The following is an 18,038-nucleotide window of genomic DNA, read 5'->3' as shown; positions in this document are numbered from 1 at the left end:
GAACAGAACCCGTGTCCGATCTCACCTGGCTCGCCGACCGTTTCGAGGAGCACCGCACCCAGCTGCGCGCGGTCGCGTACCGGATGCTCGGCTCCACGACCGACGCCGAGGATGTGGTTCAGGAGGCCTGGCTGCGGCTCAGCCGGTCCGACCCGAACGAGGTACGCAACCTCGGCGGCTGGTTGACCACGGTCGTCGCCCGCGTCTGCCTCGACCAGCTGCGCAGCCGCAAGGCACGGCGCGAGGAGCCGGCGGACGACCCGCCCGACGGCATCTCCACCGAGGGCAACCCCGAGCACGAGGCCGAGCTGGCCGACTCCGTCGGCGTCGCGATGCTCGTCGTTCTCGACACGCTCGACCCGGCCGAACGGTTGGCGTTCGTCCTGCACGACATGTTCGCGGTCCCGTTCGACGAGATCGCGCCCATCGTCGGCAGAACCTCGGCCGCCGCGCGGATGCTCGCGAGCCGAGCGAGGCGGCGCGTCCAGGGCGCCGGCACCACGTACGAGAACAGGGACGCCAGCAGGCAGCGCGAGATCGTCGAAGCCTTCCTCACCGCCGCCCGCGGCGGAGATCTGCGGAAGCTCGTCGAGATCCTCGACCCCGACGTCGTCTTCCGCGCCGACGCGGCCGCCAGGGCCAACGGCGCGACGGAAGACCTGCACGGCGCCCAAGCGGTGGCCGCGGCGTTCAACGGACGAGCCCAAGCGGCGCGGGTCAAGCTGCTCGACGGCGTACCCGGCCTGCTCTGGGCCGATCACGGCGTCCGCAGGGCCGCGTTCCTGTTCACGTTCGCCGACGACAGGGTCGCCACGATCGCGCTCGTCGCCGACACGGAGTCGCTGACAGAGCTGGAGGTCACGAACGTTCCGTGACCTCGGAGGCCTCGGGCACCGACGCGCTCCCGAGCAGCGCCAGTGCGCGTTCCGACGGCGATCCCGGCTCGGCGTGGTAGACGGCGAGCACCTGCCCCGGCGAGCCGGTGATCGCGAGCGATTCGAAGCCGACCGTCACCTCACCGACCATCGGATGGAGGAACCGCTTGGTCCCGCGCGTCTTGGTCCGGACGTCGTGCCGCGCCCAGAGCTGGCGGAACTCCGCGCTCTTCAACGACAGCTCGCCGACCAGGTCGGTGAGCCGCGGGTCGTCCAGGTCGGAACCGGCCGCGGCGCGCAGGCTGGCCACACTGTCCGCGGCGACGCTGTCCCACTCCGGGTAGATCTCGTGGGACTCGGGATCGAGGAAGATCGCGCGGAGCTGGTTGTGCCCGGGCGCCGAGCAGCGGTTGAGCGCGAGTGCCAGGGTGTTGGCCGCCAGGACGTCCAGGTACCGCCCGAACACGACCGCGGGCGTCGAGGTCCACGCGTCGAGCAGTCGCTGGACGCCCGGCTCGACCCGTTCGGACCGCGCGGTCGAACGACGCCGCCGCGGCGACGGTCGGGCCAGAGAGTGCAGGTGCGAGGCCGCCTCGTCGTTCAGGCCGAGGACGCGGGCGAGCGCCTCGAGCACCTGCTCGGACGGATGCCGGTCGCGCCCTTGTTCCAGACGTACGTAGTAGTCCGCGCTCACCCCGGCGAGCATCGCGACCTCCTCGCGCCGCAGCCCTGGCACGCGGCGGCGGCCGGGATCGGGCAGCCCGAGGTCACCGGGCTGCGCGACCTCGCGCCGAGCTCGCAGGAACTCGCCAAGCTGGTTCTCGCTGGACATGCTGTCCAACCTAGCTCGGCCGAACGGCGCGAAGGTGGCCCTGCCACTCCCAGGGTTGCCGGTCCTACGGGGAGGCGCAGCCTGGTTGACCTGCGGAAATAGGGTCACGGTGGAGGCATGACACAGAACATCCTCTCCGGCCGCATCGCGGTCGTCACCGGCGCCACCAGTGGGATCGGCGCCGCCACCGCTCGCCGGTTCGCCGCCGAAGGCGCCTCCGTGGCGATCCTCGGCCGCCGTGAGGACCGGCTCAAGGACCTCGCCACCTCCCTCGGCGGCACTGTCCTCCCGATCGCCACGGACATCTCGTCCCAGGACGCGGTCAACGCCGCCGCCGAACGCATCCGCGCCGAGCTCGGCCGTGTCGACCTCGTGGTAGCAAACGCCGGCGTCATGCTCGGCGCCCCGTTCGACACCGCCGACACCCGCGAGTGGGACGAGATGATCGCGACGAACCTCAACGGCCTGCTGTACACCGGCCGCGCGTTCATCCCCGACCTTCTCGAAGCAGCCAGCGAGGGCAAGCCGGCCGACCTCATCCACGTCAGCTCGGTGGGCGCGCACCAGTACTTCCAGAACTTCGGGATCTACGCGGCCTCGAAGGCGTTCGTCTCGCACCTGTCCCGCAACCTCCGCCTGGAGCTCGCCCCGCGCGGCGTCCGGGTGAAGAACGTCGAACCCGGAGTGGTCTCGACCGAGCTGGGAGACGGCATGCTGCACGACGCGGGCAAGGAGATGGTCGCGGCACTGAGAGCCTCGATGAAGCCGCTCGAGCCCGAGGCGTTGGCCGACGCGATCACGTACGCGGCATCGCTCCCGGCAAACGTGAACGTGTCCGAGCTCGTCGTAGTGCCAACCAGCCAGCAGTAGGAGCGGTCAGTGCCACCGTCCATTGAATGAAGGGCACCTTCATTCGAACCTATTGAATGAAGGTGCCCTTCATTCAAAACAGCGGGGACGGAACCACCCGGCTCCATCCGAGCCACAAGAGACCTGGGGAATCCCCACAAGCGACCTCAGCACGGCAGCAAACCCCAGCAAGAAGGAACCTCCCCCGGGACACCTGTTCCGGGGGGAGGGGGCGGCGCGTGAAAAACAGGTGGCCGGGCCGGGGCGAGTCAAGGGTCATCGATCGCGAAGCGACGTCGTTTGCAAACTGCGCGAAGCGCCGCCCAAACGATGCCCTTGACGCGCCCCGGACCGGCCACCACACTCGGACGCCGCCACAGACCCGAGAGCACCAAACGGCCGGACAGCTCTCCAAAGAACAACCGAGCCCACCCGCCAAGCCATCGAGCCATCGACGATGGCAACCGATGGGGAACACCTGGTCCGACAAGGGGACGACCGACCGGGCAGTCGAGCGACGACCGACCGGGGATGGCGCCCTCAACGCCCGTGATCATGAACGTGATCGTGAAGCCGAACCGGTCATATCCGCCGGGTCTGCCTTCATGATCACGATCATGATCACGAACAAGCGGCCGAGGCACCGAGCGATCGGATCCCAGCGGTTCGAATGAAGGGCACCTTCATTCAATAGCCAGGCCCGTCCACCATGTCCCATCAAACTGTGGGGTTCTGGTCGCGACACGCCGGCGTGTCGCGACCAGAACCCCACACTTTCGCGAAGAGCGGAGGGTCCCCTCCCTCGAGGAGGTTCGAATGAAGGTGCCCTTCATTCAAAAAGCGCGGGTCACGTCCCGCTGAGGCGCTCCACCACCGGGGCCAGAGCCTCGGCGTGCGCCTCGCCGACGGCGACGTACGAGATGCCCAGCTCCTCCCGGCGCCGCTGCAAAGTCGCGACCATCTCATCCACCGTCCCCGGCAGCACAGCAGGCGTGTCCGGCGGTACGTCGCCCAACTCGAACCCGAACCGGCGCGCGGCCTCCTGCGGCAGCTCCGACCCGACGGTCAGCAAGTTGATCCCGATCTCCAGCTCATCGAAGCGCGCACCCGCGTACTCCCGAATCTCGGCAACCCGTGACCGGACCGAGTCCTCGGTGGTCTTCGGCGGCACGCCGAGCGCGATGATGTCCGCCTGCGTGGCCGCCAGCCGCAACGCGCGGGTCCCACCCGCGGCCATCAGGATCGGCGGCACGTTCGGCTGCGCACGTATGGCGGCGATCGCCTGCTCGACCTGGGCAAGTCGTTCACCCGGCGTGCCGAACGGCCGGCCGAACTCGTCCGCGTCGGTCGCGGCGTCCGGACGTCCCGCCCCGATGCCGAGCTCGAACCGCCCGCCGGTCAGCTCGGTGGCCGTCGCGGTCTCCCGGACCAGCTGGCCCGGCGTCCAGTTCGGCGCGCTGAGCACGAACGGGCTGAACCGCAGCGAGGTCGTCACCGCCGACGCAGCCGCGATCGCCGCAAACGGCGACAACGTGTGGCGCGTGTCCGGCACGAGCAGCGTCGAGAAGCCGAAGCCCTCGATCCGCCGCGCCATCGCGAGCCAGTCGCCACTCGGAGCTCGCCCGGCCACTACCCCAAACCTGAAAGCCCGCTTGGACATTTTCGCCTTCTCTCGGTGTCGTCGTCGTTGCCCCCTATCCCAACGCGCGAACGAGCCCGAGTCATCCGACGGCGAGCGGCGATCCGCCTACGACACCGGGCGTAGGAGCTCGCGCTGGAGCAGCCCGGCGAGCCAGGTCTCGTACCGCTCCGGCGTCCACCCGCGCTGCTCGACGAGCAGCTGGTAGAGCTGGCCGTTGTTGAGCGTGAACAGCAGATCGGTCGCCTCCGGAACGGTCAGTTCCGCGCGCAGGTGCCCGCCCGCGGCGAGGTGCGAGGCGACTGCCTGCTGGTTGGCGTAGAACTCGCCGGTCATCCGTTCGAGCAGCTCCGCGATCTCCTCGTCCGCGGCCGCAGCGGCATCCATCACGTGCCGCAGCGGCATGATCCGCCGCCGGACCATCGTGACGTTGCGAGCGAGGAGGCGAAGGCTCTCCCGCGGGTCGGCTGCCTCGTAGATCTCCCGCGTCCACGCGCGCTCCGCGACCGGCACCTGGTCGTCGACGCCGCCGGCGAGCGTGCGGTGCCACACCACCAGCAGCAGCTCGGGCTTGGTCTTGAACCCGAGCTTCACCGTCGCGAGCGAGACACCGGCCTCCTCGGCGACGTCGGAGAGCCGCGTACGGACGTACCCGCGCACCGTGAACAGCCTCTGCGCCGCGTCCAGGATCGCCAACCGCGTCGACTCCGCCTGCCGCTCGCGCAGCGGTGACCGGTAGCCGCGCGCCTTGACATCGTCCGCCATCTTGCTAGCCTAGCGTCTATTCACTAGCCATAGAGGCTAGTCAATAGATCCAGGGGGTCGGGGATGAGTGTGACGGCGGAGGAGCGGACCGAACGGTTCCGCCAACTGTGGAGCTCCGGGCAGAGCTACCAGCGGATCGCCACGACAGAGGTGCTGGTCAGCGAACTGCTCGTTCGCGAGGTGGACGTCCACCACGGCGAACGGGTGCTGGACGTCGCGGCCGGTACGGGGAACACGGCGCTCGCTGCCGCGAGGCGGGGCGCCTCCGTCGTCGCCTCGGACTTCGCGCCGGTCCTGTTGGAGGTCGCCCAGCGGAGAGCGGCCGCGGAGGAGCTGGCGATCGAGACCGAGGTCGCGGACGCGCAGCAGCTGCCGTTCGCCGACGACAGCTTCGACGTGGTGCTGTCGACGTTCGGCGCGATGCACGCCGCGGACCACGAACGCACCGCCGCCGAGCTCGTCCGCGTCTGCCGTCCCGGTGGCCGGCTCGGGCTCGTCGCCTGGTCGCCGGACGGGTTGTTGCCCCGGTTCGGCAGGGCGATGGCGCCGTACGTCGCGGCACCGCCTCCCGGTCCGAACCCGCTGCAGTGGGGCGATCCGGCGTACTGCCAGCAGCTGTTCGGCGACCGCGTCACGTCGGTCCGGTCGACGGTGCGTACGCACGAGTTCGTCGCGGCCTCCGCGCGAGCACAGGTCGAGCTGATGCGGGCGGATCTCCCACCCTGGCGAGCGATCTTCGGCACGCTCGAACCCGAGCAGCGGGAGGCGATGACGGCCAGCCTCGCGGCGGTGTTCGACGACGCGAACGAGGCCAAGGACGGCACGTTGCTCGCCCGTTCGCCGTACCTCGAGCTGATCGCCGAGGTCCGCTGATGCAGGCCCTAGGCTCCCGCGTCGGCTAGGACGCGTTCGGCGTTGCCGCGGGAGAGCTTGCGCAGGTCGTCGGCGGGGATGGCCGCGGTCGCGAGCTGCGCCGCGGTCGCCAGCGCGGACTGCACGGGAGTCGCCGAGCCGAACGCGTACTGGTCGGCGTCCAGCCGTGCGATCACCCCCACTGGACCGTTCACGAACCACAGGTCCACCACGACATTCGACAGGTCCGCGGCACCGACGTGCGCGCGGACCTCGTCCCACTCCGTCGCCTTCAGGCCGGACAGCACCATCGGCAACCGCGGCTGCGAACGGACCAGCTCGGCGAGTTCGTGCAGCGGCACGTCGTCAGCACGGAACCGGCGATGCCGCAGCCGCTCGTCGTCGAGCCGGGCGCATACGTGCAACGGCAACCCCATTTCACCCACGGCCGCGACCAGCGCGACAGCACTGGGGTCCGACAGCTGGTAGCCGTGGTAGCCCGGCGTCAGCCGTACGCCGCGGGCACCGTTCGCCACCGCCCACGCGAGCTCCTTCGCAGCCGTCGGCTCGTCCGGGTTGAGAATCGCGAACGGGACAAGCCGATCATCGGTCTCCACCGCGTCGAATAGGGCTTCATTCCCGCTTCGCGTGTCGAAGCCAAAGATTGAAGCGAGGTGACTCACCCACAAGCTCGACACCCCCACGCGCGAAGCCAGCACACCCAGCGAGGCGGCGTCGGCGGAAGCCTGAAGCCGCCAAGGCCACTGCCCGAGGAACGCCGTGGTGTCGATCCCGTTCTCCATCATCGGCGCACCTGCTCCAACATCCGGGCCATGTTCCCGCCGAGCACCAGCTCCTGCTCAGCATCGCTCAATCCCGCTCCCCACACCTTGCCGACGTTCGCCGCCAGGCACGCACCCGGAAGGTCCGACCCGAACACCACCCGCTCAGCGCCGAGCCGCCGCACCGCGAGCGCCACTTCGGAGCCACCCACCGGCGTTCCCGACGTGTCCAGCCGAACGTTCGGAACGTCGAGCACCGCGTTCGTCGCCCACTCCACCTGCCCGCCGAGGTGCGCCATCATGATCGACGCCTCGGGATACCGCAGGCCAAGCGCGGCGACGTGAACAGGCTCGGACTCGTACGGCAGCTGCCCGACGCTCTTGCGCCAACAGTGCGCCAGCACCGGAATCCCATACTGGATTGCCTGTTCGACGAACGGGAACACGAGCGGGTCGTCGCACAACGTCGCGACCCAGAGCTTCAGCCCGACCATGCCATGCTCTTCGACGTTCCGGCGGAAGTCGTCCAGCGCGGCAGCGCCGTGCCGCGGATTCACGTAGCAGAAGCCCAACACCTGCGAAGGAAACCGGGCCATCTCGCCGACCATCGCCCGGTTCGTCTCCACCACCTGGTCGAATGACGGGTAGTGCTGGTAGCCGGCGATCGAGCTGCAGAGGAACGTCGTGACGCCGAGCCGCTCTCCCTCCTCGATCGCCCCCGGATCGAAACCCTGCGGGCCCAAATGGGTATGTGCGTCGATGATCGGCATCAATAGATTCCGTCCGTGTCCAGCGGGCCCACGCGGACCGCACCGTCCCGAACGCCCGTCAGCTCGGGATGAGTAACGCTCAGGCGGGCGTTCGCGTGCGGCGCGTACTGCCGGCTGTTGTACTCCAGATGCGGCGCGCTCGGGTGCAACACGCTCGCAAGCCGTGCCGAGTGGCGGAGCGCGAGGTCGACCGTGGTGAGGTCCTGCACGGTGAGGAAGAGGCCGTGCACCTTGGCGTACGCGTTGGCCACCAGCGCGTACGTCTGCCCCTTGCCCGCCTTGACGACGAGCCCGCTCCACCCCGTCCGCGCCAGCTCCGGCAGCGAGCCGAGATCGCTCGACCCCTCGTCCATCAGGACCGGGAACGGGAACGGCCGCGGCACGAGCGCCATCGAGCGCGGGATCGGCTGCTCCACGTACGCGATCGCCGACGCCGCGTCGGGGTGCCGCTTCCGCAACGCGTCCGCCAGCTCGTCCAGCGCCTCGAGCGAGGAGTAGCTCTCGTTGGGATCGACCGCGAGCGTGGCGTCAGGTGCGCCGGCTCGGACGGTGTCGTAGACGGCGCCGATCCGGTCGGCGTCCTCGTGCGGATCGCGGCCGAGGACCTTGATCTTGAAGTGCCGAAGGCGTTCCGTCCGACACCAGTCGACCAGCGGCCGGTAGCCGTCCGCGCGATCCGCCGGCGTCAGCGGGTCGCCGGGCGAGACGACGTGCTGAACGGGGAGGCGCTCGCGCGGCGCGGTGAGGAACTCGCCCGGGTACCGCCCCGCGAGCGAGGAGTCGACCGCGCCGAGATCGTCGTTCAGGTAGTCCGCCGTGTAGAGGTGGTACGCCGAGCCGCCCGCCACCCGCGACCAGGCGTCGTGCACGGCGTTGTCGACCGCGCCCAGGCAGAGCAGCGCCGCCAGCTGCGGGACCGGCTCCGCGCCGACGGGTCGCGCGAGCTCCGGCAGCGTCGCGGACAGTTCGCCACACAGCCGGATCGGGTCGGCGGCCTCCAACCAGGACAGCGTTCCAGCCAGGCGGACGCACAGGTCGCGTAGGACGATGTCGCGTTCGTCGAAGCTGAGCGTGGACCGCGGCCAGGACCACGGAACGGACAGCACACTGGTGCCCGTTCCGGTAGCGGTCCGGCCCTGCCGGTCCGCCGCGACGACGCGCACGCGCGCCACCGTGAAGCGCTTGACCGCCCCGCTGCCGAGGATGAGCGGCGTACTCAGCTCGACCGCTTCGAAGTCGACCTCGGACTCGAGGATCGTGATGTCGCTGCTCCGCATCAGGTATCCAGCACCGATCGCAACTGGCTGACGTACAGGGCGGCCGCGCCGGCGGCGCCGGTCTCGCCGTCGTCGAACGACTCGGAGATGTCGAGCGTCGCGAAGATCTCCGGCAACGTCCGTCGGGCGATCTCGCTCCGGATCGGACCCAGCAGATGTTCTCCCAACCGTGCGGTCGGGCCGCCGAGCACGACGACGTCGGGGCTGAGGGTGTTCACCAGGTTGGCGACGACGACGCCGATATCGGAGCCGACCTCGGCAAGCACCGCGCGGACGTCGGCGTCGTCGCGGGCAGCCGCGGCGGCGACCGTTGCCAGAGACAGGTCGGACAGCCTGCCGTTGGTGAGCTCGACGAGCAGGCCGCTCGCGTCCGGCTGCCTGGCTGCTGCCCGGGCGAGCCGGAGGATCGCGTCCTCGGCGGCGACGGTGTGCAGGCAGCCCTCGTTTCCGCAAGCACACAAGGCGCCTTCGCGGCGTACGGTCACGTGGCCGATGTCGCCGGCGGCGCCGTCCCGCCCGAAGTAGAGCCGGCCGTCGATGACGATGCCGGCGACGATGCCGCGGCCCAGGAAGACGTAGACGAGGTTGTCGACGCGTTGCCGGTCGTCGCGGCGGAGATGGCCGAGCGCGGCGACCTTCGCGCGGTTCGCGGCCACGACGCTGAGGCCCAGCCGCGCCTCGAGCCGTTCCGCGATCGCGAGATCCTTCCAGCCGTGCGAGACCGCGACGGTGACCGTACGACCGGATCGGTCGACATCGCCGGGTACGCCGATGCCCGCGCCGAGGATCGGAGTCGTGGCCTCCGCCCGCAGCTCGTTCGCGGCGTCGGTGACCGCGTCGAGGATGAGCTCGGGGTCCTGCCCGTGGATCGGCCGGGTCGTACGGTGCCGCACGGTCGAGTCGAGGTCGGTCAGCACGACCGTGCAGCTGTCGTCCTCCACCTGCGCGCCGAGGACCAGCCGCGCACCGGGGTTGAAGCTCAGCAGCACGTGCCGCCGACCGCGGCCGGCGGACAGCTTGCCTGACTCGACGACGAAGTCGTGGTCCAACAGCTCGCCGACGATCCCGGAGACGGTCGCCTTGCTGAGGCCGGAAAGGCGGATCAGTTCCGAACGGGTGACCTCCGGTCGCCGCCGGACGATCTCCATCACCGTGTCCAGATTGATCCCGCGCACCCCGGCGGGTGGCCAGGAATCTGGATCGGCGACTTCGTTCGACATCTAGGCGAATATAGGTGGCCCAAGAACGCAGCGGCAAGCATCGGACAGGTCCATACCTGAACCGTTGACACCCTTTGTTCCGCGCGCCTACCCTCAGGCGCTCGCACTTTGTTTGTGATTTAGGCCTAATGAGCGAGGTGGCACCACGTCCGAGAACAGCTGGCCCGAACGCTTCGGCCGGATCATGCCGTGGGGATCGAGCACGATCTCCAAGGCGCCGGTGTTGCTACCCGAGGAGCCCGAGGTCATCGTCCGTGGCAACGGCTGCCGGATCTGGGACGACCAGGGCCGCGAGTTCATCGACTTCCGGAACTCGCTCGGCCCGGTCACGTTGGGCTATCGCTACCCCGCGGTCGACGAGGCGATCAGGCGCCAGCTCGAGAACGGCATCAGCTTCGGCCACCCGCACCCGCTGGAGCTCGAGGCGGCCGAGCTGATCTGTGACCTCGTACCGGGCGCCGAGCAGGCACGCTTTCTCAAGACCGGTGGCGAGGCGCTGGCCGCAACGATCCGCATGGCGCGAGCGCACACCGGACGCGACCACATCGTCCACATCGGCTACAACGGCTGGCTGAACGCGCTGGCGCCCGGTGGTCCCGTGCTTCCGGGCCGGCAGGCGACAGACCTGCCGGGCGTGCCCGCCGCGATCGCCGGCCTGCATCACCGCGCGAGCTGGAACGACGCCGCCGGCGTCGATGCGCTCCTCGACGAGCACGAGGGTCAGGTCGCGGCGATCATGGTCGCGGCGGACTACGCGACGATGGCGTTGGGTGCCGACTTCTATCCGCAGCTTCGAGCCCTCGCCGACGCGGCCGGCGCGCTGCTGATCTATGACGAGATCGTGACAGGCTTCCGGATCGCGCTCGGCGGAGCGCAGGAGTACTTCGGCGTCCTGCCCGACCTCGCCGTGTTCAGCAAGGGCATCGCGAACGGGATGCCGATCTCCGCGTACGTCGGCCGGCGCGACGTCATGGCGGCGTGCGGGCCGGGCGGAGTCACCGTCTCCTCGACGTTCGGCGGCGAGACGTTGTCGCTCGCGGCGGCGATCGCCTGCATGACGACGTACCGCGACCACGACGTCGTCCAGCACCTGTGGGACACCGGTCAGCGGATGTGGTCCGGTCTCAACTCGATCTTCACCGAGTCGGGGATTCCCTTGCAGATCAAGGGATTCTGGCCGTGCCCCACGTTCACGACCGTGGACGGCACCGATGCCGGGCAGTGGCTGACGCCGTTCGTCCGGATGGCGTTCAAGCACGGCGTGTCGTTGTACACCGTCCCGTACGTCAACTTCTCCCACTCCGCACAGGACATCGACGAGGCACTCGAGCGGCTGGGCAAGGCCTGTGCCGAGCTCTCCACAACAGCCAGGTAGACCGGAACGGGGTGACATGCAGGTAGCGGACCAGCGCACGACGACCCCAGCACCGAACGACACTCACCCACCGGCTCGACCTGCCCGCCGCCCGTGGGTCGCGCGGCTCAAGCGAGACCGTTGGCTGCTGCTGTTCGGCCTGCCGGGCCTGCTGGTCATCCTCACGTTCCACTACATCCCGTTGCTCGGCAACGTCATCGCGTTCAAGGACTACCAACCGTACTTGGGGATTCAGGAGTCTCCCTGGAACGGCCTCGCCAACTTCGCCGTGATCTTCAACGGCGACCCGGCGTTCCTCAACGCGCTCGGCAACACGCTGATCATCACCGCCTTGCAGGTGGTCTTCGTGTTCCCGTTGCCGATCTGCCTCGCGCTGGTGCTCAACAGCCTGCTGTCGGACCGGTTGAAGCGGCTCGTGCAGAGCATCCTCTACCTGCCGCACTTCATGTCCTGGGTGATCGTGGTCGCGATCTTCCAACAGATGCTTGGGAACGCGGGTCTGATCTCGAACTGGCTGCTGCGGAACGGACACGACGCCGTCCACATCATCGGCAACTCCGACGTGTTCAAGGAGCTCATCACCGCACAGGTGATCTGGAAGGACTGCGGTTGGGGAACGATCCTGTTCCTGGCCGCCCTGTCCCACATCGACATCCAGCTCTACGAGGCGTCCGGCGTCGACGGCGCGTCGCGATGGCGGCAGCTCTGGCACGTCACACTGCCCGGCATCCGCCCGGTCATCATCCTGCTGCTGATCCTCCGGCTGGGCGACATCCTCACGGTCGGCTTCGAGCAGATCGTGCTGCAGCAGCAGGCAGTCGGGACGCAGGTCAGCGAGGTCCTGGATACCTACGTCTACAACAACGGCATTCTCGCCGGGAACTGGGGCGCCTCCGCTGCGGTGGGTCTGGTGAAGGGTCTCATCGGCGTCGCGCTCGTCCTCGGGGCGAACAAGCTCGCCCACATCTTCGGCGAGAAGGGGATCTACCAGAAATGAGCGCGTCGTCGTCTGCCGTTCCTCCGTGGGCCGGCCCGCGGCGTCCGAGCCCGCCCCGGCGGCCCGGCGCGTACACCGGTCAACCGCCGCCGAAGCTGCCGATGCGCGCGCTGAAGGGCGTGGCGCTGGCGATCTGCTGTCTGCTGGTGGTCGGCCCGTTCCTCGCCGTCGTGGCAACCAGCCTCGCCGACGCCGAGCAGGTGAACGCGGCGGGCGGGCTCGTCCTGTGGCCGGACAACCCCAACCTGAACGCCTATCGCGCGATCCTCGCCGGCGGCATCGTGACCCGGTCGATCGTCGTGTCGGTGTGCATCACGCTCGTGGGCACCGCGCTGTCGTTGACGTTCACGGCGCTGCTGGCGTACTCGCTGTCGCGGCCCGGCTCGTTCCTGAGCAAGCCGATGCTGCTGACCGTGCTGTTCACGCTGCTGTTCTCGCCGGGGATCATCCCGTCGTACCTGATGGTCAAGCAGCTCGGCCTGCTCGACTCGTACTGGGCGTTGATCCTGCCGACGATGATCAGCGGCTTCAACGTGATCGTGATGCGCGCGTTCTTCATGGAGCTTCCGCAGGAGCTGATCGACTCGGCGCGGATCGACGGCGCCGGCGAGCTCGCGACGTTCGTCCGGATCGTGCTGCCGCTGTCCAAGGCCGTGCTCGCCGTGGTCGGCCTCTTCTACGCGGTGGGCTACTGGAACGCGTTCTTCAACGCGCTGCTCTACCTGAACGACAACGCGAAATGGCCACTGCAGTTGGTCTTGCGTTCGTACGTGGTGAACAGCTCGAGCCTCACGCCGGAGCAGCTCGACGTCTCGAGCCTGCCCCCGCAACAGTCGCTGCAGATGGCGATTCTCGTGCTGTCGCTCGTTCCGATCGCGCTGATCTACCCGTTCATCCAACGGCACTTCACCAAGGGCGTCCTGATCGGAGCGGTGAAGGGATGAGCAGTCCAGGTTTTCCCGAACAGGCAAGGAGACTGCGATGACAGGTCCTCTGGGTAGGCGTCGGTTCCTCGCCGGGGCCGCCGGCCTCGCGGGACTCGCCGCGGGCGGCTCGGTGCTGGCCGCTTGTTCCAGCGGTGGCGGCGGAGGCGCGGCCGCGCCGCGGACGGACGCCGTCAAGGCGCCGACGCTCGTCCCGTTCGACAAGGTGAAGCCGGACCTCGCCCCGAACGCGGACGGCGTGCCGGCGGGGTTCTTCAAGTACCCGGAGAACCCGGTGCCGTTCATCGAGCACGAGCTCGGCACCGGCAAGCCGATCAGCTTCCTGGTGCAGGGGACGTCGTTCGTCCCGAAGGACAAGAACACCTGGCTGCAGGCGGTGTTGAAGGCCACCAAGTCGGACTTCAACCTGCAGGTGATCCCGTCGATCGACTACGAGAAGAAGTTCCAGGTCACGATCGCCGGCGGGGACCTGCCGGACGTCGTCCAGGTCCAGCCGGTGGCGAATCTCCCGCAGGTGTTGGAGAAGGAGTTCGCCGACCTGTCGGACTACCTGTCGGGCGACAAGATCAAGGAGTACCCCGGCCTCGCGTCGATCCAGACCGCGGCGTGGCAGATCCCCACGCTGAACGGCCGGATCTGGGGCGTGCCGCACTCCCGTCCTGCCGCGGGCAACATCATCAGCACGCGGGGCGACGTCCTGAAGAGCTTCGGCCTCGACACCTCGTCGCCTGAGCTCACGAGCGGCGCCGACTTCCTCGAGCTGTGCAAGACGCTGACCGACAAGCGGCGCGGCAAGTACGCGTTCGGCGCCCACCCGACGCGGTTCATCCTGCCCGGGATTCTGGAGATGACGGGCGCGCCGAACAACTGGTCGGTGAAGGACGGCAAGTTCACCTCGGTGAACGAGACCGAGGAGATGAAGGCCGGGCTGGAACAGCTGGTCGCGATGTGGAAGGCGGGCTACATCCACCCCGACTCGTACAACACACCCGGCATGAACATCACCTGGTGGTCGGGCGGCACGACGGCGATGTACGGGCAGAGCTTCGCGGGCTGGACGACGTACACGCGGCTGAACCCGACCTGGGACGTGGGCGTCCTCACGCTGCCCAAGTGGGACGGCGGCGGCCTCGCGAACAAGTTCAAGAGCATGGCGGGGTACTACGCGTACGCCGGACTGAAGAAGGCGGAACCCGAACGCATCAAGGAGATTCTGCGGATCCTCGACTACTTCGCCGCGCCGTTCGGGACGCAGGAGTTCCTCACGATGAACTTCGGCGTCGAGGGCGTCGACCACACGCTGAAGGGCACCGACCCGATCCTCACGAAGAAGGGGTCGGTCGAGCAGATCTCGCCGTTGTTCTACTGCGGGTCGCAGGTCTACCAGAGCATCTACGTTCCTGGGAACGAAGAAGTGGTGAAGACCGAGCACGCGTTCCTGTCCAAGGTGATGCCCGCCGGCGTGGACGACCCCGCGTTGGGGCTGTACTCGCAGGCGTCGTCGACGAAGGGCGCGACAGCGGCGACCAACCTGGAGAACGCGATGGGCGACATCGTCCAGGGTCGCCGTTCGCTGTCCGACTGGGACGCGATCGTGAAGGACTGGCGCACCCAGGCCGGCGACGCGATGCGCGCCGACTACGAGAAGGCGTACGCGGCGAAGCAGTCCGGGAGCTGAGCCACCGTGTCGCCCGTGGTCGACGCCCACGGTCGGCCGGTCCCTGTGACCGATGTCGTCGACGTGCCAGAACGCCTTCCTCCGATGGCGTTCTGGTCACGGATCCCCGAGGCGTCGTCGGATCCGTCGGTGGCGGGTACGTCCCTGTGGTCGTACCCACTGCTGCGTCGGCACTTCTTCGCCGTCGACGTGTCCCTGCCGGCTCGGGTGCACGCGTTCCACAGCGGGTTGCCGGTCGTGTCTGGTGGACTCGGGGCGCGACCGGACCTGTCGGATCCCGCGCAGCTGGTGGTGGTCGCGCGCGACGTTCCGCATCGCCCGATCCTCACGGTGCATCCGAAGGCGACCGGGACGTACAGCCCCTTCTACTATCCGCGCCGGACCGGCGACTGGCTGGAGAGCGACTTCCTGCCGGCGTACGCGATGAGCAGCGACCCGCGGATCGGCGCGCGGATGTCGGAGCTGGTGTCGTTCATGCTGTTCTCGCAGTACGGCGAGGGCGGGTCGAACGACTTCGTCGCCACCTGCTTCCCGTCGGCGCCCGCCGGGCCCGCCGAGTGGGTCGGCGGCTGGGACTACGTGTTCGACTGGGAGTGGCTCGACGGCTACGGCTACCAGTGGCGCTTGCACGAGCCCGACCACCACGTCAACGCGATGATGGCCGCGACGATGGTGCGGGCGTACGAGCTCACCGGTGTGTCGCGGTATCTCGAGTCGGCGCGCGCGTTCGTCTACCACCAGCTCCCGCGCTACGGCTTCCACTCCGGTGTCTGGCGCGGGCGGACGTACTACTGGACCGAGTACAACCCGTCCGGCGAGGAGAATCCGGTCCGCGACGCGACCGACAACGTGCAGGCGCTGGTGGCGCAGGCGGTCGCGATGGTGGGGCTGCGGACGGGTGACCGCCGGATGCTCTCGTACGCCCGAGGCCTGCTGTGGCACTGCGTCCGCGAGTGGGTGACGGACGGCCGGTGGTACTACGACAGCGCCGAGAACCCGATGAACCAGCGCAAGTCGGTCAGCCACGACATGGCGACGCTGCTTCCGTTGCTCGCCTGCGTCCCGTACCTGCTGCGAGGTGGCGTGCGGCTGGACGTCGAGCTGGACGTGCTCGCGGAGGCGTACGAGTTCTACCTCGCCCACTTCGACGGCGAGCCGATGAACCGGCTTCGGCTCGGCCACTTGAGCAAGCTCGCTGCCGACGGAGCCAGCTTCTTCACCGCGAACCAGTCGGGGACGGATCTCGTCTTCGCCGACCGGGTGACCAGGGACGTCGAGCTCCGAGTCTGCTCGGGTGTCGACCCGTCGCTCGAACGAGTGGTGGCGGTCTCGGCCGACGACCTCGCGCGCGGCGTCGCGTTGGGGCTCTCGGCGGAGCCGGGCGACGTGCTGCGGTTCAGCCACGGGGACGCCAGGCTGACGCCCTCGGTGGTCAGTTACCACGACGCCGCCGGTGTACGTCGTTCGCTGACGGCCGCGGTCCCGACCGCGGACTTCCCCACCGACGTCACGGCCGCGACGTACGCGGACACCGCGATGCGCCTGTGCTGCCCAGACTGACCCCGCCTGTCGTTGGGTCAGACGGCGTCGTCGAACTCGCCCTTCTTGGCGCCGTCCAGGAAGCAGTCCCACTCGAAGTGGTCGTACACCAGCACGCGGCCCTCGGGATCGTCCGCGACGCGCATCAACACCCACTCGCCCGAGAAGGCGAGCTCGATCGCGCCCGCGCCTTCGCTCGAACTCCGCCAGGTCAGCGACGAGATGTCGATGCCGAGCGAGTCGACGGTCGGCTTCTTGGGATCACTCACTGTGCATACCTCCGTCAGGGGCTGCCCACAGGATCGCAGGTGGGGCGTACCCCGGTCGAACCCTCGCTGACCCTGGCTGGGCAGGATCGGACGAACAGAAACATTGGATACGAAGAGTGCCCTGGAGGCTTGTGATTCACAAGTTGAGCAGCCATCATAGGAACTCGGCGGCTCATGGGACGACTGTGCCCACGCTCGCTGAGGGAGGTCTGGCATGAACGACCACGCACGTGGCGCGACCATTGCCAAGCTCCGACTCGCCCGTCGGCTGGGTGAGCTCAGGGTCGACCGCGGCTACACCGCCAACCAGGTCTGCGACCGGTTGGGCTGGGGCCGCGGCAAGGTCGGCCGGTTCGAGGCGAACGTCTGGGTACGGCCAGAGCTCTCCGACATCCGCGACCTGCTCCGCTTCTACAAGGCGACGGAGGAGGAGCAGACCGAGCTCGTGGACCTCGCCTCACTGGCCCGCAACCGCGCCTGGTGGCGAGAGCTGAGCGACGTCTTCGACAACGAGTTCGCCGGCTACGAGGCGGACGCGGCGCGGATCGGCTCCTACGTCTCGCTGGTCATCCCCGGCCTGCTGCAGACGCCTTCGTACATGGAGTCCTTGATGCGCCGCGGCGTGAAGACGTCGGCCTGGCGCAGCCGCGCGATCCGGTCTCGCCTGCGCCGGCAGGAGATTCTCGAGCGCACCGACGGCACCGCGCCGGAGTTCGCCGCAGTGCTGACCGAGGGGTCGCTGCTGTACCACTGGGGAACGCCAGCCGAACGCCGTGCACAGGTTGAGCACCTGGTCGAGTTCGCCCGGATGCCGCACATCGATATCAGGGTCCTCCGTTTCGCCGACGGTCCACACGCGGGCATGTCGACGGGCGGGATCAACCTCTTCGAGTTCGCGAGCCCCGATCCCAGCATCGTCTTCCTCGAAGACGATCTGTCCATGCGCCTCGTGCCCGATCAGAAGGAGGTACTCATCCAGATCGAATCGTTCCGCCGGATCCAGGAGGCGGCGACGGATCCCGTGGGGACCATCGCCTTCCTCAAGAAGCTAGCCGAAACATTGGAGTGATCCGAATGACCGACCTGTCTCGAGCAGAATGGCGTAAGTCGACCAAGAGCAGCGGAAGCGGCTCTGGTTGTGTGGAGATCGCGGCCAACCTCGATGGAGTGACCGCGGTACGCGACAGCAAGGACCCGTCCCTCGGCGCGCACGTCGTCGACCGAGCCGCGTTCGGCGCGTTCCTCGCCGACGTGAAGGACGGCCGCTACGACCTCTGAGAGGTCGATGCGACAAGAACAGCGATCCCCCGGGAGTACGGCCCGGGGGATCGCTTTATGTCGCCCCTGTCTCGAGGTGCGCCCTGGCCACCTTACC

Annotated in this window: 18 protein-coding genes; 10 read left to right on the top strand and 8 right to left on the bottom strand. The window is 68.6% G+C overall.

Annotated features, from left to right (window positions below):
* Nucleotides 1-11: 11 nt before the first annotated feature.
* Nucleotides 12-875, top strand: coding sequence for a sigma-70 family RNA polymerase sigma factor (locus JOD67_RS07230; RefSeq protein WP_205116450.1), 864 nt, complete (start codon nt 12-14; stop codon nt 873-875).
* Here JOD67_RS07230 and JOD67_RS07225 read toward each other — a convergent pair.
* Nucleotides 859-1,707, bottom strand: coding sequence for a helix-turn-helix transcriptional regulator (locus JOD67_RS07225; RefSeq protein WP_205116448.1), 849 nt, complete (start codon nt 1,705-1,707; stop codon nt 859-861). The two genes, JOD67_RS07230 and JOD67_RS07225, sit on opposite strands and share 17 nt — an antisense overlap.
* A 117-nt stretch (nt 1,708-1,824) precedes the next feature.
* On the opposite strand from JOD67_RS07225, the gene JOD67_RS07220 reads away from it, so the two are divergent.
* A complete protein-coding gene (locus JOD67_RS07220) occupies nt 1,825-2,577 on the top strand; it encodes an SDR family oxidoreductase (RefSeq protein WP_205116446.1) in 753 nt (250 codons plus the stop codon).
* An 826-nt stretch (nt 2,578-3,403) separates the two neighbouring features.
* Here the strand turns inward: JOD67_RS07220 and JOD67_RS07215 are convergent.
* Complete coding sequence (locus JOD67_RS07215) at nt 3,404-4,186, bottom strand: LLM class flavin-dependent oxidoreductase (RefSeq protein ID WP_205116443.1); 783 nt, start codon at nt 4,184-4,186, stop codon at nt 3,404-3,406.
* Between the two features lie 117 nt (nt 4,187-4,303).
* A complete protein-coding gene (locus JOD67_RS07210) occupies nt 4,304-4,960 on the bottom strand; it encodes a TetR/AcrR family transcriptional regulator (RefSeq protein WP_205116441.1) in 657 nt (218 codons plus the stop codon).
* Between the two features lie 63 nt (nt 4,961-5,023).
* Between JOD67_RS07210 and JOD67_RS07205 the strand changes: the two genes are divergently transcribed.
* Nucleotides 5,024-5,833 (top strand): class I SAM-dependent methyltransferase, encoded by an 810-nt coding sequence (locus JOD67_RS07205; protein ID WP_205116439.1) that lies wholly within the window; start codon nt 5,024-5,026, stop codon nt 5,831-5,833.
* A gap of 8 nt (nt 5,834-5,841) precedes the next feature.
* Here the strand turns inward: JOD67_RS07205 and JOD67_RS07200 are convergent, their stop codons facing one another.
* From JOD67_RS07200 to JOD67_RS07185, 4 genes are read right to left on the bottom strand one after another with little or no spacing between them, the layout of a single operon-like run.
* Complete coding sequence (locus tag JOD67_RS07200) at nt 5,842-6,615, bottom strand: amidohydrolase family protein (protein WP_239553757.1); 774 nt, start codon at nt 6,613-6,615, stop codon at nt 5,842-5,844.
* On the bottom strand, nt 6,615-7,364 hold the full coding sequence (locus JOD67_RS07195; RefSeq protein WP_205116436.1) for an amidohydrolase family protein: 750 nt from the start codon (nt 7,362-7,364) through the stop codon (nt 6,615-6,617). Before JOD67_RS07195 ends, JOD67_RS07200 begins: the two co-directional genes overlap by 1 nt.
* Complete coding sequence (locus JOD67_RS07190; protein WP_205116435.1) at nt 7,364-8,641, bottom strand: enolase C-terminal domain-like protein; 1,278 nt, start codon at nt 8,639-8,641, stop codon at nt 7,364-7,366. The genes JOD67_RS07195 and JOD67_RS07190 overlap by 1 nt, the downstream gene beginning before the upstream one ends.
* On the bottom strand, nt 8,641-9,861 hold the full coding sequence (locus JOD67_RS07185; RefSeq protein ID WP_205116434.1) for an ROK family transcriptional regulator: 1,221 nt from the start codon (nt 9,859-9,861) through the stop codon (nt 8,641-8,643). The genes JOD67_RS07190 and JOD67_RS07185 overlap by 1 nt, the downstream gene beginning before the upstream one ends.
* 184 nt (nt 9,862-10,045) lie before the next feature.
* Here JOD67_RS07185 and JOD67_RS07180 point away from each other — a divergent pair, with 184 nt between their 5' ends.
* Genes JOD67_RS07180 through JOD67_RS07160 form a run of 5 tightly spaced genes read left to right on the top strand, consistent with a single transcriptional unit; the run spans nt 10,046 to nt 16,415 of the window.
* Nucleotides 10,046-11,236: an aminotransferase class III-fold pyridoxal phosphate-dependent enzyme gene (locus JOD67_RS07180; RefSeq protein ID WP_205116433.1), complete on the top strand. Its 1,191-nt coding sequence runs from the start codon at nt 10,046-10,048 to the stop codon at nt 11,234-11,236.
* Between the two features lie 16 nt (nt 11,237-11,252).
* A complete protein-coding gene (locus JOD67_RS07175; RefSeq protein ID WP_205116432.1) occupies nt 11,253-12,233 on the top strand; it encodes an ABC transporter permease in 981 nt (326 codons plus the stop codon).
* The gene (locus tag JOD67_RS07170) at nt 12,230-13,177 is read left to right on the top strand and encodes a carbohydrate ABC transporter permease (RefSeq protein WP_205116430.1); all 948 of its coding nucleotides are present in this window, start codon (nt 12,230-12,232) and stop codon (nt 13,175-13,177) included. The genes JOD67_RS07175 and JOD67_RS07170 overlap by 4 nt, the downstream gene beginning before the upstream one ends.
* A 37-nt stretch (nt 13,178-13,214) precedes the next feature.
* Nucleotides 13,215-14,855 carry an extracellular solute-binding protein gene (locus JOD67_RS07165; protein ID WP_205116428.1) on the top strand — a complete coding sequence of 547 codons (1,641 nt, stop codon included), beginning with the start codon at nt 13,215-13,217 and terminating at the stop codon, nt 14,853-14,855.
* Between the two features lie 45 nt (nt 14,856-14,900).
* Nucleotides 14,901-16,415 (top strand): hypothetical protein, encoded by a 1,515-nt coding sequence (locus JOD67_RS07160; RefSeq protein ID WP_205116426.1) that lies wholly within the window; start codon nt 14,901-14,903, stop codon nt 16,413-16,415.
* Nucleotides 16,416-16,432: 17 nt separating this feature from the next.
* On the opposite strand, the gene JOD67_RS41750 is transcribed toward JOD67_RS07160, so the two are convergent.
* The gene (locus JOD67_RS41750) at nt 16,433-16,663 is read right to left on the bottom strand and encodes a DUF397 domain-containing protein (RefSeq protein WP_205116424.1); all 231 of its coding nucleotides are present in this window, start codon (nt 16,661-16,663) and stop codon (nt 16,433-16,435) included.
* 214 nt (nt 16,664-16,877) lie between these two features.
* On the opposite strand from JOD67_RS41750, the gene JOD67_RS07150 reads away from it, so the two are divergent.
* Together JOD67_RS07150 and JOD67_RS07145 are read left to right on the top strand one after the other, a co-directional pair.
* Entirely contained in the window at nt 16,878-17,732 is an 855-nt protein-coding gene (locus JOD67_RS07150; protein ID WP_205116422.1) for a helix-turn-helix domain-containing protein, read from the top strand.
* 5 nt (nt 17,733-17,737) lie between these two features.
* Nucleotides 17,738-17,941, top strand: coding sequence for a DUF397 domain-containing protein (locus tag JOD67_RS07145; protein WP_205116420.1), 204 nt, complete (start codon nt 17,738-17,740; stop codon nt 17,939-17,941).
* Nucleotides 17,942-18,038 lie beyond the last annotated feature (97 nt).

It is taken from the genome of Tenggerimyces flavus, assembly GCF_016907715.1.
GTDB lineage: Bacteria > Actinomycetota > Actinomycetes > Propionibacteriales > Actinopolymorphaceae > Tenggerimyces > Tenggerimyces flavus.
This window is presented reverse-complemented; position numbering and strand designations above follow the sequence as displayed.

Excerpts from the sequence above, each read along its gene's own strand:
- JOD67_RS07225 (WP_205116448.1), bottom strand. The coding sequence starts at position 1,707 with ATGTCCAGCGAGAACCAGCTTGGCGAGTTCCTGCGAGCTCGGCGCGAG.
- JOD67_RS07165 (WP_205116428.1), top strand. The coding sequence starts at position 13,215 with ATGACAGGTCCTCTGGGTAGGCGTCGGTTCCTCGCCGGGGCCGCCGGC.
- JOD67_RS07170 (WP_205116430.1), top strand. The coding sequence starts at position 12,230 with ATGAGCGCGTCGTCGTCTGCCGTTCCTCCGTGGGCCGGCCCGCGGCGT.
- JOD67_RS07220 (WP_205116446.1), top strand. The coding sequence starts at position 1,825 with ATGACACAGAACATCCTCTCCGGCCGCATCGCGGTCGTCACCGGCGCC.
- JOD67_RS07180 (WP_205116433.1), top strand. The coding sequence starts at position 10,046 with ATGCCGTGGGGATCGAGCACGATCTCCAAGGCGCCGGTGTTGCTACCC.
- JOD67_RS07205 (WP_205116439.1), top strand. The coding sequence starts at position 5,024 with ATGAGTGTGACGGCGGAGGAGCGGACCGAACGGTTCCGCCAACTGTGG.
- JOD67_RS07210 (WP_205116441.1), bottom strand. The coding sequence starts at position 4,960 with ATGGCGGACGATGTCAAGGCGCGCGGCTACCGGTCACCGCTGCGCGAG.
- JOD67_RS07190 (WP_205116435.1), bottom strand. The coding sequence starts at position 8,641 with ATGCGGAGCAGCGACATCACGATCCTCGAGTCCGAGGTCGACTTCGAA.
- JOD67_RS07145 (WP_205116420.1), top strand. The coding sequence starts at position 17,738 with ATGACCGACCTGTCTCGAGCAGAATGGCGTAAGTCGACCAAGAGCAGC.
- JOD67_RS07185 (WP_205116434.1), bottom strand. The coding sequence starts at position 9,861 with ATGTCGAACGAAGTCGCCGATCCAGATTCCTGGCCACCCGCCGGGGTG.
- JOD67_RS07150 (WP_205116422.1), top strand. The coding sequence starts at position 16,878 with ATGAACGACCACGCACGTGGCGCGACCATTGCCAAGCTCCGACTCGCC.
- JOD67_RS07175 (WP_205116432.1), top strand. The coding sequence starts at position 11,253 with ATGCAGGTAGCGGACCAGCGCACGACGACCCCAGCACCGAACGACACT.
- JOD67_RS07195 (WP_205116436.1), bottom strand. The coding sequence starts at position 7,364 with ATGCCGATCATCGACGCACATACCCATTTGGGCCCGCAGGGTTTCGAT.
- JOD67_RS07200 (WP_239553757.1), bottom strand. The coding sequence starts at position 6,615 with ATGGAGAACGGGATCGACACCACGGCGTTCCTCGGGCAGTGGCCTTGG.